Origin of the sequence: Vibrio hepatarius (assembly GCF_043642085.1) — a bacterium.
In the GTDB taxonomy this organism is placed as follows: domain Bacteria; phylum Pseudomonadota; class Gammaproteobacteria; order Enterobacterales; family Vibrionaceae; genus Vibrio; species Vibrio hepatarius_C.
Genome location: NZ_JBHZSA010000001.1, coordinates 1 through 14132 on the forward strand (window position 1 = coordinate 1; position 14132 = coordinate 14132).

At 43.5% G+C, this 14132-nt stretch carries 18 protein-coding genes, 1 pseudogene and 1 riboswitch; of the genes and pseudogenes, 12 read left to right on the top strand and 7 right to left on the bottom strand.

Translation table 11 applies throughout. The features are described 5' to 3' along the window. The first annotated feature begins 129 nt into the window (after window positions 1–129). Window positions 130–411 carry a hypothetical protein gene (locus ACHUFZ_RS00005; RefSeq protein ID WP_394125319.1) on the top strand — a complete coding sequence of 94 codons (282 nt, stop codon included), beginning with the start codon at window positions 130–132 and terminating at the stop codon, window positions 409–411. Window positions 412–478: 67 nt separating this feature from the next. Further along, window positions 479–1656 (top strand): IS3 family transposase gene (locus ACHUFZ_RS00010; protein ID WP_394125320.1). Its coding sequence is split into 2 segments (ribosomal slippage): window positions 479–737 and window positions 737–1656, totalling 1179 coding nucleotides; the frame shifts between segments, so codons are not numbered across the junction. 7 nt (window positions 1657–1663) lie between these two features. On the opposite strand, the pseudogene ACHUFZ_RS00015 reads toward ACHUFZ_RS00010, so the two are convergent. Further along, a pseudogene (locus ACHUFZ_RS00015) lies at window positions 1664–2449 on the bottom strand (IS110 family RNA-guided transposase); the annotation flags it as partial. A gap of 365 nt (window positions 2450–2814) precedes the next feature. Here ACHUFZ_RS00015 and ACHUFZ_RS00020 point away from each other — a divergent pair. Beyond that, complete coding sequence (locus tag ACHUFZ_RS00020; RefSeq protein ID WP_394125321.1) at window positions 2815–3036, top strand: VF530 family protein; 222 nt, start codon at window positions 2815–2817, stop codon at window positions 3034–3036. Here ACHUFZ_RS00020 and ACHUFZ_RS00025 read toward each other — a convergent pair. Continuing rightward, window positions 2934–3140 (bottom strand): hypothetical protein, encoded by a 207-nt coding sequence (locus ACHUFZ_RS00025; protein ID WP_394125849.1) that lies wholly within the window; start codon window positions 3138–3140, stop codon window positions 2934–2936. The two genes, ACHUFZ_RS00020 and ACHUFZ_RS00025, sit on opposite strands and share 103 nt — an antisense overlap. A gap of 91 nt (window positions 3141–3231) precedes the next feature. Between ACHUFZ_RS00025 and ACHUFZ_RS00030 the strand changes: the two genes are divergently transcribed. From ACHUFZ_RS00030 to ACHUFZ_RS00040, 3 genes are all read left to right on the top strand, one after another. Further along, window positions 3232–3612 (top strand): SpoIIAA family protein, encoded by a 381-nt coding sequence (locus ACHUFZ_RS00030; protein ID WP_394125322.1) that lies wholly within the window; start codon window positions 3232–3234, stop codon window positions 3610–3612. A gap of 135 nt (window positions 3613–3747) precedes the next feature. Next, entirely contained in the window at window positions 3748–4164 is a 417-nt protein-coding gene (locus ACHUFZ_RS00035) for a hypothetical protein (protein WP_394125323.1), read from the top strand. A 173-nt stretch (window positions 4165–4337) separates the two neighbouring features. After that, the gene (locus tag ACHUFZ_RS00040; protein ID WP_394125324.1) at window positions 4338–4949 is read left to right on the top strand and encodes a LysE family translocator; all 612 of its coding nucleotides are present in this window, start codon (window positions 4338–4340) and stop codon (window positions 4947–4949) included. Window positions 4950–4968: 19 nt separating this feature from the next. Here the strand turns inward: ACHUFZ_RS00040 and ACHUFZ_RS00045 are convergent, their stop codons facing one another. Then, window positions 4969–5181: a hypothetical protein gene (locus tag ACHUFZ_RS00045; protein ID WP_167489330.1), complete on the bottom strand. Its 213-nt coding sequence runs from the start codon at window positions 5179–5181 to the stop codon at window positions 4969–4971. A gap of 167 nt (window positions 5182–5348) precedes the next feature. Here ACHUFZ_RS00045 and ACHUFZ_RS00050 point away from each other — a divergent pair, with 167 nt between their 5' ends. Beyond that, window positions 5349–5687 carry a zinc ribbon domain-containing protein YjdM gene (locus ACHUFZ_RS00050; protein WP_394125325.1) on the top strand — a complete coding sequence of 113 codons (339 nt, stop codon included), beginning with the start codon at window positions 5349–5351 and terminating at the stop codon, window positions 5685–5687. 84 nt (window positions 5688–5771) lie between these two features. Here ACHUFZ_RS00050 and ACHUFZ_RS00055 read toward each other — a convergent pair whose 3' ends face one another. Both ACHUFZ_RS00055 and ACHUFZ_RS00060 read right to left on the bottom strand, forming a co-directional pair. Further along, a complete protein-coding gene (locus ACHUFZ_RS00055) occupies window positions 5772–7253 on the bottom strand; it encodes a carboxypeptidase M32 (protein ID WP_394125326.1) in 1482 nt (493 codons plus the stop codon). A 76-nt stretch (window positions 7254–7329) separates the two neighbouring features. Continuing rightward, window positions 7330–7497: a hypothetical protein gene (locus ACHUFZ_RS00060; RefSeq protein ID WP_394125327.1), complete on the bottom strand. Its 168-nt coding sequence runs from the start codon at window positions 7495–7497 to the stop codon at window positions 7330–7332. 231 nt (window positions 7498–7728) lie between these two features. Between ACHUFZ_RS00060 and ACHUFZ_RS00065 the strand changes: the two genes are divergently transcribed. Next, entirely contained in the window at window positions 7729–8355 is a 627-nt protein-coding gene (locus ACHUFZ_RS00065) for a LysE family translocator (protein ID WP_394125328.1), read from the top strand. 36 nt (window positions 8356–8391) lie between these two features. Here the strand turns inward: ACHUFZ_RS00065 and ACHUFZ_RS00070 are convergent, their stop codons facing one another. Beyond that, complete coding sequence (locus tag ACHUFZ_RS00070; protein WP_394125329.1) at window positions 8392–9765, bottom strand: alanine/glycine:cation symporter family protein; 1374 nt, start codon at window positions 9763–9765, stop codon at window positions 8392–8394. Between the two features lie 107 nt (window positions 9766–9872). After that, a riboswitch (glycine riboswitch) is annotated at window positions 9873–9988 on the bottom strand. Between the two features lie 416 nt (window positions 9989–10404). On the opposite strand from ACHUFZ_RS00070, the gene ACHUFZ_RS00075 reads away from it, so the two are divergent. After that, the gene (locus ACHUFZ_RS00075) at window positions 10405–10647 is read left to right on the top strand and encodes a hypothetical protein (protein WP_394125330.1); all 243 of its coding nucleotides are present in this window, start codon (window positions 10405–10407) and stop codon (window positions 10645–10647) included. A gap of 38 nt (window positions 10648–10685) precedes the next feature. Here the strand turns inward: ACHUFZ_RS00075 and ACHUFZ_RS00080 are convergent, their stop codons facing one another. Next, window positions 10686–11024 (bottom strand): 50S ribosome-binding protein YggL, encoded by a 339-nt coding sequence (locus ACHUFZ_RS00080; RefSeq protein WP_394125331.1) that lies wholly within the window; start codon window positions 11022–11024, stop codon window positions 10686–10688. Between the two features lie 221 nt (window positions 11025–11245). Between ACHUFZ_RS00080 and ACHUFZ_RS00085 the strand changes: the two genes are divergently transcribed. The 3 genes from ACHUFZ_RS00085 to ACHUFZ_RS00095 all read left to right on the top strand — a co-directional run bounded on the left by ACHUFZ_RS00085 (window position 11246) and on the right by ACHUFZ_RS00095 (window position 14096). Next, window positions 11246–11404 carry a hypothetical protein gene (locus ACHUFZ_RS00085; RefSeq protein WP_004413776.1) on the top strand — a complete coding sequence of 53 codons (159 nt, stop codon included), beginning with the start codon at window positions 11246–11248 and terminating at the stop codon, window positions 11402–11404. Between the two features lie 17 nt (window positions 11405–11421). Beyond that, window positions 11422–12156, top strand: a complete 735-nt coding sequence (locus ACHUFZ_RS00090; protein ID WP_394125332.1) for a chromosome partitioning protein ParA — start codon at window positions 11422–11424, stop codon at window positions 12154–12156. 155 nt (window positions 12157–12311) lie between these two features. Further along, window positions 12312–14096, top strand: coding sequence for a putative bifunctional diguanylate cyclase/phosphodiesterase (locus ACHUFZ_RS00095; RefSeq protein WP_394125333.1), 1785 nt, complete (start codon window positions 12312–12314; stop codon window positions 14094–14096). Window positions 14097–14132 lie beyond the last annotated feature (36 nt).

Below are 14132 nucleotides of genomic sequence, written 5' to 3' on the forward strand. Positions count from 1 at the left end.
TTTGAATCAGCTTTCGTGTTTACGGCACAATGGGTTAGGTGAGTGGTAGCGTTGCTCACTACTTAATTTGGCGTTAGCTGTCAGTTCGAGTTTAGATTTAATTTAGGTTAGTTAGGTTAGGAAAAATAAATGGCTTCATTAGATTTTGATACTGAAAAACAAGAGTTTAGAGATTACTATGATCGTAATTTTAGCTCTTTAGAAACCGCTAAATCACCTTTTGTTGCGCTCGTTGAGTCGCTAACAAAAGGTGATTTAGCGATCTCTAAAGTAGAAGGGCGAGTTAAGGACCGCGAAGAATGTATCAAAAAATTCAATCTCAAATATCGGACGGATTTAGAGAATCAACAAACTGAATATTGTATCAAAGATCATATATCTGACTTGGTTGGACTTAGGGTGGTTTTGTAGTGGCATAGTGAATTTGGTCACTTAGTTAGAGGTGATATCATCACTTCATAAGTTAACAGGTGACACTATGACAAAACGTATAAGACGACTATTCAGCGCAGAGTTTAAGTTAGAAGCAGCGCTGTTAGTCCTAGATCAAAACTACTCCGTGGTTGAAGCAGCACAAGCCATGAATGTGGGCAAATCCACGATGGATAAATGGGTTCGCCAGTTAAGAGAAGAGCGCCAAGGGAAAGCACCGAAAGCTTCACCTATGACCCCTGAGCAAATAGAAATTCGGGAATTAAAAAAGAAGCTGGCTCGCCTTGAAGAGCATAATGAAATACTAAAAAAAGCCACGGCTCTGTTGATGTCGGGCTCACTGAACAATTCTTGATAATCAAGAAACTCAAGCAGAGCTACAGCATAAAAACATTATGCGAAGTCTTCAATGTTCATCGAAGCAGTTATAACTATTGGCATAAACGCCCAACGGTAATCAATGCTGAAGCTGTAAAACTTCGCAGCTTGGTGAGCGAGGCTCACGCCGCAAGCAATGGCTCAGCGGGAGCGAGAACCATTGCAGATATAGTCACAAATCAGGGCGTAAAGCTGAGCCGATACCGAGCAACAAAGCTTATGAAAACTCTTGGTTTAGTGAGTTGCCAAGAGCCAAAGCATCGTTACAGAAAGGCTTCACAAGAACACATTGAAATTCCAAATCACTTAGGTCGCCAGTTTGCGGTTACCGCGCCAAATGAAGTCTGGGCTGGTGATGTTACGTATATTTGGACAGGTAATCGGTGGATGTATTTAGCGGTTGTTATCGACCTTTTTGCCCGCAAAGTGATTGGTTGGTCGATGTCGTTATCACCTGATTCTAGGCTAACAGGCAAAGCTCTTTCGATGGCTTATGAGTCTCGTAGTAAGCTTAAAGGTGTCATGTTCCACAGCGATCAAGGTAGTCACTATACCAGTCGTAAATACCGCCAATTACTGTGGCGTTTTCAAATAAAGCAGAGTTTATCTCGCCGAGGAAATTGCTGGGATAATGCGCCGACGGAGCGCTTCTTTAGAAGTCTGAAAACGGAATGGGTGCCAACGGTGGGCTATCGTAGCTTTGCTGAGGCTCAGCAAGAGATCACTCGCTACATCATTGGATATTACTGCCAACTCAGGCCACATCAGTATAACGGTGGTCTAACTCCCAATGAGTCAGAACGATTATATTGGGAAAACTCTAAAACCGTGGCCAATTTTAGTTGACCACTACAATGGCCGACATCATCGCCATATAAAGAGTCGTTCTGACTTGAGTTCTTCCTCCTTGGGTTAAACGCCTCCTTTTATAACCACCGCTCTCCTTGGTTATAGGGGCGACACCTACGAGTGAAGCGGCTTGTTTATTGGTAATGTAACCGAGCTCAGGAAGGTTACAGATAAGGGAGGCAGCTGCAATATCGCCAATTCCGGGGACGCTTTTCAGAATTACACGTTTTCCCCGATACTCTTGGCACTGGTCAATGAGCGAAACTAACTTTTCTTCAAGCTTGGTGATTTGTCGGTTTAATGCTGTAAGTACAGGCTTTATGGTGGAATGCAATGGCTTAGGCAATATCTGAATACGATTTTTCTCCATTGTGCGCATGGAAATCAACTGTTCTCGACGAGCAATCAGGTCGCTCATTAGACGCAGATTATTGGGCTTTATCGATGTTAGGGGAGGTTGAATAGCTTCGCCGTAATGAGCAATAAGTTCCGCGTCGAGTCTGTCACTTTTCACACGTCGGCCAATGGCACCCGCAAATCTTTTAATGTGGATAGGATTCGCTCTCACAATTGGCTGTTTTGCTTTTACGCAAGCGAGTACAAAAGGCATTTCTAAACGGCCAGTCGCTTCGATAACAATACGATCTGGCCGGTGCAGTTTAATGATCTTCAGTGCGTATTGGATGCCGATATCTGAATTTTCTACGGAGAAAAATAGATTTAAAGGTCGAATGTGAATGTCTAATTGTAATTTACCCGTGTCTACGCCGACGGTGATGGTTTGATTCATAATTAGCGAACTCTTGTTGACTTAAAAGTTGCTCGAGCCCTGTGGTTATTCGAGGTGAGTGTTTAAAGTCTACGTAGCGTTCTTGCTTGTTATCGGTCTCTCAATTGAGGAGCCAGCATTCAATCGAACTACTACATAGAAGGTTTTAGTGGTAGCTAAAACCATAGAATGACAATACCTTAAGTAGGGTAGCTATTCAGGAATACGTGTTGGGAAATCAGAATAAAGATTTTGCTTCGGCTTGGAATCAAACCAAAAAATAGTGCATGTTGTCATTATTGGTTTTTACGAGAAAACCGCAGTATCGCAAGACTTGATCTGATAGACTCCGGCTTTCAAAATTAGCATCGCAGGAATACCCAAACATGAGCCAAGAGCAGCCCAATAACCCATTGCACGGATTGACCTTAGAAAAAATCCTAGTGCGATTACAAGAGCATTACGGTTGGGAAGGCCTAGATGCAGAAATACAAATCAACTGTTTCTATAGTAATCCTTCAATCAAGTCCTCTTTAAAGTTTTTACGACGAACTCCGTGGGCAAGAGATAAGGTTGAAGCTTTGTATATTGAGACCTTTTGCAAGTAGAACACACTAAAAGAGCAATACAGAATATCTAGGCAACCACGGAAGGCTACTTGGTGATTAGCCGCTGTTTTGTAATTGCTAAGTCCTCTACCTGATTGATTCATTTAGACTCCTTCAAAACTGGAGTCTAGTTCTCACTCGCCGCTAAAGAGATGTTCTAGTCTATAGCCAGCAGACAATGTAAAGGAGCTGGTTATGAACAATGAACGTCATGGCATTACCCTTGGGATTGAGCGTATACGCGATCAATCTATCCTCGTCTTTAAAGTTACCGGAAAGCTTACCCATCAGGACTATCAAGCCATTACTCCGGTTCTCGACTCAACACTTCAGGCTGTAAACGGCAAACATATTAAGATGCTTGTTGATATCACCGAGTTCTCAGGCTGGGAGTTACGTGCAGCATGGGATGATTTTGAGCTGGGATTAAAGCTCGGTTTCAAACTGGAGAAAGTCGCGATTTATGGCGACAAAAATTGGCAAGAATTAGCATCAAAAGTGGGCGGGTGGTTTATCTCTGGAGAGATGCGCTCTTTTGGCGATTATCAGTCCGCTATCGAGTGGCTAACCGACTAGTTCTGGCTACTTTTACCATTAAAAATTTCGATTTTTCTTGATTGTGTTATTTGCTTGGTTTATAAAATGAGTTCTCAAGCATAACTCTATGATTATATTAGTTTTTACTAACCTTTAATAACATGGAGAAAGGCGATGAGAAGTAACATTGATGGCAAAAGGCTAGTGGATCGAATTCGTAAGTATTACAAGGCGGATGATTTTCAAGTGAACCATAGCGGCCTGTTCGTTGGCAAAGACTTCTATAGTCTGAACAAAATCAAACGTGTAGAGGTACGCCAGTTAGGCTGGAGAGATAATGCAGTGAATATTGTTTCGCTTGCTTTAGTACTTTCAGCGGCAACTTGGGCGTTTGTCCCTCAATTTGGATTCATTGCTTTGGCGCTTACCTTCGTTATCGGGTTTTCTTGTTGGCGAAAACATGAGTTGAGAGCAGAGTTTATCGGGATAGATGAAACCGGTGACCATTGGGTTGCTCTTGCAAGAGGCTGCACTAAAGAAGAGTATCAAGTCTTTAAAGATGTTGAACTTGCCTTACGCAATCAAAAGTAATGAAAAGCTCGCCATGTCATATGGCGGGCTTTTTATTTATTTGTGGTATTTCAAAGTACTGATCTTGAGCGGCGTCAGTCTAATAGATATGTATGAGATTGATTAAAGAGTATTGATTAATAAACACTCAGCCCTCATGTGCAGTATATGGATGAGTGAGAAGAGTCAATTATATGGAATACCTACTAGCCGTCGTTTTATTTGCTGTGTCATCGTCAGTCACACCAGGACCAAACAACATCATGGTCATGACGTCAGGTGTAAACTTCGGCATAAAGAAGAGTTTGCCACTGCTCACAGGTATCTGCGTTGGCTTCACCATCATGCTATTAATGGTGGGGTTAGGATTTTCCGAATTGTTTGAGCTCTTTCCATCTCTGCACTTTATCATCAAGTGTGTTGGTGTCGTTTATCTTTTATATCTCGCTTACCTTATCGCGGGCTCTTCGACGTCAGTAGAGTCAAACCATCAAACGCAACCCTTTACCTTTATGAAAGGTGCCTTGTTCCAATGGGTAAATGCAAAAGCGTGGATCGTTGCCACGGGTGCAATTGCCGCATTCACGACCACTGGGGCGAGCTTTTTAAGCCAAAACCTGATGATTGCATTGACCTTTTTCTTAGTCTCTTTTCCATGTGTAGGCGTTTGGCTGCTATTTGGATCAGTCTTGAAAAAGTTGTTAAACAGCGAGCGCAACAAGAAATGCTTTAACCTGGTCATGTCAGGTTTGCTGGTATTATCGGTCTTACCTGTTCTAGGAGAAATTGTGGACCAACTTGTCTAAAGGTGAAACGTTTAGCGATTTACTTCAAAAGCTGTTCAGAGCGTCCACCTAGAATAGAAACAGATTGTGCGTTGGAGGCTCGGTCAAAATGCACATTGACTCGAACACCGGCTTTTTCAAATATAACGTCGTCAAAGTCGGTCATCGCTATTTTAAAACCTTTACTCGCAAATAAGCTAGTGACTTGAGTTCGTTGGCCAATTTTTAACGCTGATGAAAGCAGTTTGTCCATAATCATCTCCTCCTTGGTTTATCTGTTGCTGATAAAGCGTAGTATGAAAATGAATGCTTATACAACTTAAGTTAATTTTATATGCAATGAAAGCGGTGCATATTGCTCGCTTAAGCAGTCATTAGGCTTTACCATAGAGTCAATAGTCACTGAATAAAGAGATAGTTATGTCGTTCCCTCCTTGTCCAAATTGTACCTCTGAATATGTGTATCAAGATCAAAGCAACTTAGTGTGTCCTGAGTGTGCGTACGAATGGAACCCTGAAGAGATTGCAGCAGAAAAAGAAGCCAATGCGATCAAAGATGTGAACGGTGCAGTATTGGAACAAGGTGATAAGGTCACGTTCATTAAAGATCTCAAAGTGAAAGGCAGCTCAGCAGTGCTCAAGATTGGCACTAAAGCGACTGTTCGACGCATTGTTGAAGGCAAAGATCATCAACTTGATTGTAAGCTGGATAAAGGTGGTGAAATGATGGTCACGGCCAAATATGTCAAAAAGGCTTAATGCCCTTGATATAAAGTTTGTAGTGATAAAAACGCCTCAATAATCGACGGATCATTGAGGCGTTTTTTTGTTGCTGACTAACGGTTATAGATAGCGATTAGCTAAGTGTTGCTTAAAGTGACTTGCGTTTAGCGTTTCACCCGTCGCTTGTTTCACTAACTCATCGGTTGTGAGTAAGCTGCCTTTGCTCCAGATATTGTCTGATAACCAGGTAAATATCGGGCTAAGGTCGCCGCTTCGAATCGCACCATCAACATCAACAGTTTGCTTCATTGACGCCATAAATTGCGCCGCATACATCGCTCCTAAGGTATAAGAAGGGAAGTAGCCGAAGGAGCCGTCTGTCCAGTGAATGTCCTGCATGCAACCATTCTTAAAATTACCTTGAGTTGATAGACCAAGGTATTGCTGCATTTTGCTATCCCACAGCTCAGGAACGTCGGTGTGTTTGATGTTGCCATTGATAAGATCGCGCTCGATCTCATAACGTAAAATAACGTGGGCAGGGTAGGTGAGCTCATCTGCATCGACGCGGATAAAGTCTTTCTTCACTCGAGTATAAAGTTTCTGGAAGTTGTTTTGGGTGAACAGTGCTTCGTCATGTCGAGTGAAGTGCTTTCCAGCGAGCTGAGCAAGGTGCTCAATAAAGGCGTCACTTCGACCGACCTGCATTTCAAAAAACAGTGACTGCGATTCGTGAATACCCATTGAACGCGCTTCGCCTGAAGGTAATCCTGCGAGCGCAGTTGGTAGTCCTTGTTCATAACGAGCATGGCCCGTCTCGTGGACAATGCCCATTAATGATTGTACAAACTCGCTCTCATCGTAACGAGTAGTAATCCTTACATCACTTGGTACACCGCCACAAAATGGGTGCACGCTTTCATCTAATCGACCGTGCTCAAAGTCAAATTGCAATAGCTTCATCACTTCTAAACCAAGCGCTTTTTGTTTGCTGGTATCAAATGTCCCTTGTGGCTGAAGGTAGTGCTCGCTTGATTGCTTGTCGATGACTTGATCAATCAGATCCGGAAGCCAAGTTTTTACATCATTAAACAGTTGGTCAAGAGACTCAGAGCTTGTGCCCGGCTCATAAATATCGAGCATGGCATCATAAGGGGTTAAATTGTTCGCTTCCGCACGTATTTGCGCTTCTTCTTGAGATAACTTAACCACTTCTGCCCAGTTCTTTTCGAAACCCTGCCAGTCGTTATCACCGCGTTGGCTGCGCCATGCATGTTCACATTTTGAACCGGCTAATGATTTCGCTTGCACCAAAGACTCAGGCAGTAAGTTTGCCTGCTGCCATTGACGCTTGAGTTCACGCAAGGTGGCACTGTCTTGAGTGTTGAGGCTCTCTTGCTCGGCCTGTTCAAACCAATCTGCTAGTTGTGGTTGAGTATGAAGAGAGTGGATATGAACTGATAACTCGGCAACGGCGCTGCTTCGAACTTCATTACCGCCAGTGGGCATCACTGCGGCTTGGTCCCAACCGACAATAGCGGCTAAGTGATTGAAGTGAGATGTTTTCTGAGAGTGGGCTACTAATTTGTTGAATGCGCTCATAAATCGCCTTCCGTGACTGGATAAAAAACAAAGTCTACCAACCTAAAGCAGGTAGACCAAGTGATTACCGCTTGTTTTATCCATTGCTGGCGAATTGCAACTCTGTTTCTTGCATTGTTAATTTGACTGGCCAACCGTAGCTTTCGTATTCAATCAGCAGTGCGTTAGCCACATCCTGGCTGACGTTAACTTGTATCCATTTACCAATGCCCATGACTTGGTAAGAGAGTTGTACCATTACCATGCGTTGCTTCCCCCCGAAGTGACATATTGTGAAATTGACTATTACCTGACGTCATACTAAATAATATTTTACAGGCTGTCATGTGGTACATGTATGTGCATCTGAAAATGTGAGTTCAATCATTACTGGAACAATGATCACGTTTTGTTCGAGATGTTTTATTGCTAAATTGGCTGAAGGCGGTCCAATATCGATATCAGTCCCATACAAGCCAATGTCATAGGAGTTGACGTGTTCAATAATTTTGAAGCTTTTCTATTAGCCATAACGATCCTTACGCTGACGCCGGGTTTAGACACCGCGCTGGTGGTGCGTAACTCCTCACGCGGAGGTTTTAAGGATGGCGCGACAACCAGTTTGGGGATTTGTCTTGGCCTTTTTGTTCATGCCACGTTTTCAGCGATAGGCATCTCGGCCATTTTGGCCCAGTCAGCCGAGTTGTTTAACCTTGTTAAAATGGTCGGTGCGGCTTATCTGATTTGGCTTGGTATCACGACTCTAAAGAGCGTCTGGAAAGGGGAGGTTGGCTCCTTGGCGACAGATTGCGCACATACCCGAGTTGATGTTAAACGCTCACTGAGAGAAGGCTTTCTTTCTAATGTTCTTAACCCTAAAACCGCGGTGTTTTATTTGGCCTTTTTACCTCAATTCATTAACCCTGAAGGTTCGGCTTTTGTCCAATCTTGTTTGATGGCAAGTATCCACTTTGTGATAGCGATGATCTGGCAGTGTGGATTGGCGGGTTTACTTAACTCGGCAAAGAGCTTATTAAAAAGCGCGACCTTTATGAAGAGGATGGAAGCGACAACCGGGGCCGTGTTAGTTGGTTTGGGAATAAAGTTAATAGTAGAAGAATAAACAAACAGCGACCGAGGTCGCTGTTTTTTTACTGGGTTAGTTTTGTAACTGAGGCTCTTTTAGTGAGTTAACACTCGCGGCAAAATACTGCTTGGTTTCTTCAATCACTACCTGACGCAGCGCGATGAGGCCAATCAGATTAGGTATCGCCATCAAGCCGTTAACGATATCGGCAATAATCCAAATCATATCGAGGTGAAGGAATGCACCTGATGCGACCAAAGCGACAAAGATAAACTTGTAAGGTAATACAGCTTTGGTACCGAACAGATACACAACGCAGCGCTCACCGTAGTAGTTCCAGCCTAGAATCGTCGTGAAGGCGAAGAAGATTAGGCCAATAGAGACCAGCATTGGGCCAAATGTCTGTGCGTTAAGACCAACAGCAAAGGCATGGGTGGTCATCGCTGCGCCCGCAAAATCACTTTGCCATGCGCCAGTTAGGATCAACGCTAGGCCTGTCATGGTGCAGATGATGATGGTATCGAAAAACGTACCTGTCATTGAGATCAGGCCTTGCTTAACACATGAGTCTGTTTTTGCTGCGGCTGCGGCCATTGGCGCACTACCAAGGCCCGATTCGTTAGAAAATACCCCGCGTGCGATACCAGACTGAATAGCCAGCATAATACTTGCGCCTAAGAAACCACCTGTTGCTGCCGTTGAAGTAAACGCAGAAACAAGCACCAATTCTACTGCTTCAAGCAGCTTATCAGCATTCATGATGATCACACTTAAGCAGGCAAGCACGTAGAACAGCGCCATCGTTGGAACGACCTTACCAGCGACATTAGCGATGGATTTAATACCGCCCAAAGTAACGAATGCAACCAGAAGGGTTAGTACGCTGGCTGAAATCTCGCGTGAGACACCAAAAGAGATCTCGCTCGCGTCCAAAATAGCGTTTACCTGAGGGAAGGTACCAATACCGAAGCAGGCCACGCCTAAAGCAAAGACCGCAAACATAACGGCTAACGCTTTTGAACCTACGCCATATTGCAGGTAATACATTGGGCCACCGATCATCTGACCGTTGCTGTCTTGCTGGCGGTATTTTACTGCCAACAAGCATTCAGCGTATTTTGTTGCCATGCCGAATAAGGCTGCCAGCCACATCCAAAACAGTGCGCCTGGACCACCTAGTTTTATCGCGGTTGCGACACCAACAATATTACCAGTACCAATGGTGGCAGATAGAGCAGTACATAACGCGGCGAAGCTTGAAACGTCGCCTTGCTTATTAGAGTCATCTTTACTGAAGACCATTTTGAGGGCAGTAGGCAGGTGTCGAAACTGTAGTAGGCCTAAGCGAAAAGTGAAGTAGACACCAGTACCAACGAGCAAAATGAGCAGCGGTGGGCCCCAGACAAAATTGTCGATTGTTTTAAGTAAAGATTGTAGATTATCCATGATTTCCCCTTAAGTGATAATGCTTATTTAAGGAGAAGAGTGAAAGCGCAGAGATCGCGGATCTCTGGTATTGATGCACAACAAACGCCATGCAGCAGAATAGGTCTTTCCACTCCTCTGTCCTTTTGCCTGAGAGTTTCACACTACCAATTAGGGTAGAGCTTGCTCCTTCGGCGACCGCTTTCTACAACAAAGTAGTACGGTTCTCTCCAGAGGTTCCTCCAACGACAGTCCTCACCACAACGTGGCACCTGAAAGATTTACTTCTTCGGTAGGTTATTCTTGCCAAATGTTAAAATTTGGTAAATAACCACTCTCCTGCAGTCTTCATCGGAACGATCATCCAACTAGTGGATAAAAGTTAGTCAACAGTTCTGAAATTATGCTGACGTGTGAACTCTATCATTCTTTTGGTGTAATTCAACCAAAATTTTCATATGAAATAACAATAATTTCGCGGTTGAATTTTAATGTCTTAATGGTTTGGTGGTGTCATTTTGACCCTTTCTGATTGTGAGTCAATATGACTTCTTGTTGGGTTGGGTTTGTTTTATTTGTTTGTTTTATAAGGATTAATTTATTTGGCAAGGAAACTGCAATAGAAGGGTAAAACAAAATAAAGATCACAGTGAGGTCGATATGATTGCTCAACCAACGAAAAAAAATTTCAGTATGTTACTCTCATTCTCTAACGTTGCTTTAGCGGTAACGGTGTTGGCTATGCTTGTGAGTGTACTGATTTCTTACCCTTATGCAGACGCATTCTCTTTGCCTCAACAAATCGCGGCGCATATAAGTACGATAGTGATCGCTGCGTTTCTCAAAGTCAGTTACGTTTTGAGATGTTTAGCTCAGTACAATTTAGGGCTAGAGGTAAGGTAGCAGATAAAAAATAGCGCCGTTATGGCGCTATTCTTTATTTAGAAGTAGTTAGCATCAACGAGTTCGCTCGTTTTTACTGATGTCACTTCTTCACGAGCTTCTAGCCAAGCGACAACTTGTGCTTTCTGCTCTTCAGTTACATCGGCATAACGTTCAGTACAGCATAGGAAACCTTCAAAAAGTTCAAGGCCACCGCCGCCGAAACATAAGCCAAGAGCGTCTACATAATCAATGAAGTCATCAACAAACGTGTCGTAACGATCGAAGTCGTTGATCGTCGTTTCACAGCTTAGTTCGAAGCCAAGCATTGCAAACTCACCTAAGAACAGTTTTTTCTGAATACGACGCTTTTTGTTGTCTAATTGGTATGGTTTCATTCTAATATCTCACTGATAATTGTGAGTCCTTTATACCCCAAATTGCCGTCGTCACCAAATTAAATGCTAGCTCGCACCGGTAGTTGATGATTGTTTGTCCTGTTAGTGCGACTTTGAGCCAGTGTGCTCTGTTTGCTCAACAAGAAACCTACGTAATTCTGACTATTTAGGGACAAAAATGGTATAAAGTAAGAAGTAGAAAGTCTGCCTAAGGAGAGGTTATGACAAGGTTATTGGCTATAGTATTTTTGATCGCGCTAGCTTATGTGCTGATACGTTATCGAACCAGCGAGAAACTACAAAAATACGTTGTGATTACCATGGTATCTGGCTTTTTAATCTATACCGCGACATTAATGGTCACAGAACTCATCCGCTAACGACTCGGAGCAAAGAATTGAACGAACAAACCGATAGCCAAGAAAATGATGACGTTGTTGTCATTGAAGAGCGAGATAAACGCACTCAGATATATATCATTATTGCTGGCGTTTTAGGCTTGGCATTAGGGGGCTTGATTGGCTCGACGTTGACCGCAAAAAAATGGGAAGAGACTTACCATACGTTGGAACAACAGTATCAAATGCTGGCCGCTGACAAGAAACAGATGGCTGTTCGAGTGGAAGAAAAAGTCGCTAAAGTCGATGATGAAGTTGAGCAGAAGCTACAACTGGCCATCCAAGAGCAACAAGAAGCTCACCAAGCGTCTATGAGCAAGCTTGAGCAGCACGTGAAAGAGTTGGAAAAAGTGAATCTTTCGCTTGAGCAGCAAGTCACAACGCAACGTGAACAACTTGATAGTGCTAACTCTAAAAACAGCAAACTTAACCGCCAAGCTGATATGCAGGCGACCATGTTTGAACGTTCAAGAGAGTTGTTCCAGCAAGAATTGAAAGTGAAGCAAGAGCTAGAAGCGTTAGAGAAAGAGCGTGACGAGCTAGAGCCGAAACTGGTAGCGCTTAAAAAAGCCTGTGATGTTTATCTTGAAGGGACGTCGTGGGATGCGAAATCAGATGCGTGCGATAAGCAAGATGAAGCGAACTCTCGTTTGAGCCAAATTGAGCAAATGATTCGAGTTCATCAAATGGACTTGAAACAGATGCAAGCATTATCGGAAGAGCTTGGTTTGTAAGCCCTACCACAATCAAAGAATTCATATAAAGCGCCTACTGAGGCGCTTTTTTGTAGGTCACCTAAGCTAAATAGAACAATATGTTCATTTCGTCCTCTCGAAATGTTGAATTTGCGCTACTGTTTATATGAGCACAGGGATTGGTAAGGCATCGGATGCAACTGGTTAAAATTAATCAAGGTATGCAGGTAATCGTCTATATTGCGTATATAGGGGCAGTAGGCATTACTTCGCACGGATTGATTTCGCAGCCTCACCCTTGGGAATACGCCTATTACCTGTTTCCCGCTTTTCTCCTAATGGCATTGATCGTCACATCAGAATCTTTAAAACATATCTTTGCGTTTTCTGCCACGGCGCTGTTTATTTTTGGTGGGTTAGTCCAATCGTTTCCCTTAGATGCGATTAAAGAATGCTTGTTTCTACTGCCTTTCTGCTACATCGTGCTATTCCCTGGCACGTTGTGGCCAATAGCGGTGTGTGCTGCTTTGATCAATGGTTATCTATACCAATTGTCTCTATCGGATTTTGATGCGTTTATTGACACCTCTTTAGAGCTAACCGCCATTACGCTGTTTGCCACTCTAATGACTTACTACTATGTGAAAACCAAGCAACAAGCGGCAGAGTTTAGAACCAAAAGTCAGACTGATTATCTGACCAAACTGCCAAACATGAATGCCTACAAAGAAGCGATAGCACAGGTCAATAAAGAGAACGCAATTCACTTTGGCTTAATTCATATCGGATTGGTTGGCTTTAAAAATGTGAATGACAGGTTGGGTTATCGGCATGGTGATGATTTACTGGTGGCTTTCGCCCAGCACATGCGTGACGTGATTGGTACGGATGGCACGGTCTATCGCTTGGGTGGGGATGAGTTTCTGGTATTGGTTGAGAGTGAAGAGCTAACCAATAAACTCGAGGATTTGGTATCTAAACTCAACGAAAATCAAAGGATTATGTACAGTGTTGATGACACATCGCATCGCTTGAGCTTTTGTATGGGGATTGCACTTGCAGAAGATGCATCTGGCAGTAACGAAGTATGGGAAAAGAACGCCGACTTTGCCTTATTCAAAGCTCGTTCTGATCATGACAATAATGTTTGTTGGTTTAATGACGAGTTACTTGGCGAGACGATACGCCAGCATCAAATAGAAACGGAAATCAAATCGGCACTGAAAAGTGAGCAATTTGTGTTGATGTTTCAACCGAAAGTTTCGGTGGATTCAGCTCAAGTTATGGGGGCGGAAGCTTTGCTACGTTGGAATCACCCCCAGTTAGGTATGGTGCCGCCTACTGAGTTTATTCCAGTGGCTGAAAAGACCACCCAAATTGTCCCTGTCGGCCACTGGATCATTTATGAGGCGTGCCGACAGGCGAGAATGTTCAATGACGCAGGAACGCCAGTGTGTATTGCAGTGAATGTGTCCACGGTTCAGTTTGCTCATGCTGATCTGTTTGATGTGGTGGTTAAAGCGCTAAAAGAGATCAAGCTACCTTCTCACTTACTGCAGCTAGAAATTACGGAATCGACGTTAATGAGCGATCCGGAGCACATCACTGATATTTGTCGACAGCTGCGAGCGATTGGTGTCTCTATTGCGATCGATGATTTCGGTGTTGAGTACTCAAGTCTCAAGTACCTTAAGCAATTACCGGTCGATATTATTAAGATCGATAAGTGCTTTGTTGATGAGTGCGCGACCAGTCATTCTGATCGGATTTTGATTCGAACCATCATTCAAATGGGCCATAGCTTAGGCATCAAGCTTGTGGCTGAAGGGGTAGAGGCTCAAGAGCAGTTAGATGTGCTGGCGCAAGAGCAGTGTGACCAGTATCAGGGTTATCTATTCTCTCAACCATTGTCTCGCGACGAGTTTTTCTCAATGCTAAAACAGCAAGTGGTGAGTGAGCCTGTCGTTATTAGAAAGTAATCCGTTGCCCGCAAATAATGACTCACAAAAAAAAGG

Bases quoted from the DNA above. Each gene is read 5' to 3' on its own strand.
- ACHUFZ_RS00070 (WP_394125329.1), bottom strand. From the start codon at position 9,765: ATGGATAATCTACAATCTTTACTTAAAACAATCGACAATTTTGTCTGG.
- ACHUFZ_RS00035 (WP_394125323.1), top strand. From the start codon at position 3,748: ATGAGAAGTAACATTGATGGCAAAAGGCTAGTGGATCGAATTCGTAAG.
- ACHUFZ_RS00095 (WP_394125333.1), top strand. From the start codon at position 12,312: ATGCAACTGGTTAAAATTAATCAAGGTATGCAGGTAATCGTCTATATT.
- ACHUFZ_RS00050 (WP_394125325.1), top strand. From the start codon at position 5,349: ATGTCGTTCCCTCCTTGTCCAAATTGTACCTCTGAATATGTGTATCAA.
- ACHUFZ_RS00055 (WP_394125326.1), bottom strand. From the start codon at position 7,253: ATGAGCGCATTCAACAAATTAGTAGCCCACTCTCAGAAAACATCTCAC.
- ACHUFZ_RS00075 (WP_394125330.1), top strand. From the start codon at position 10,405: ATGATTGCTCAACCAACGAAAAAAAATTTCAGTATGTTACTCTCATTC.
- ACHUFZ_RS00040 (WP_394125324.1), top strand. From the start codon at position 4,338: ATGGAATACCTACTAGCCGTCGTTTTATTTGCTGTGTCATCGTCAGTC.
- ACHUFZ_RS00005 (WP_394125319.1), top strand. From the start codon at position 130: ATGGCTTCATTAGATTTTGATACTGAAAAACAAGAGTTTAGAGATTAC.
- ACHUFZ_RS00045 (WP_167489330.1), bottom strand. From the start codon at position 5,181: ATGGACAAACTGCTTTCATCAGCGTTAAAAATTGGCCAACGAACTCAA.
- ACHUFZ_RS00030 (WP_394125322.1), top strand. From the start codon at position 3,232: ATGAACAATGAACGTCATGGCATTACCCTTGGGATTGAGCGTATACGC.
- ACHUFZ_RS00060 (WP_394125327.1), bottom strand. From the start codon at position 7,497: ATGGTAATGGTACAACTCTCTTACCAAGTCATGGGCATTGGTAAATGG.
- ACHUFZ_RS00025 (WP_394125849.1), bottom strand. From the start codon at position 3,140: ATGAATCAATCAGGTAGAGGACTTAGCAATTACAAAACAGCGGCTAAT.
- ACHUFZ_RS00080 (WP_394125331.1), bottom strand. From the start codon at position 11,024: ATGAAACCATACCAATTAGACAACAAAAAGCGTCGTATTCAGAAAAAA.
- ACHUFZ_RS00085 (WP_004413776.1), top strand. From the start codon at position 11,246: ATGACAAGGTTATTGGCTATAGTATTTTTGATCGCGCTAGCTTATGTG.
- ACHUFZ_RS00020 (WP_394125321.1), top strand. From the start codon at position 2,815: ATGAGCCAAGAGCAGCCCAATAACCCATTGCACGGATTGACCTTAGAA.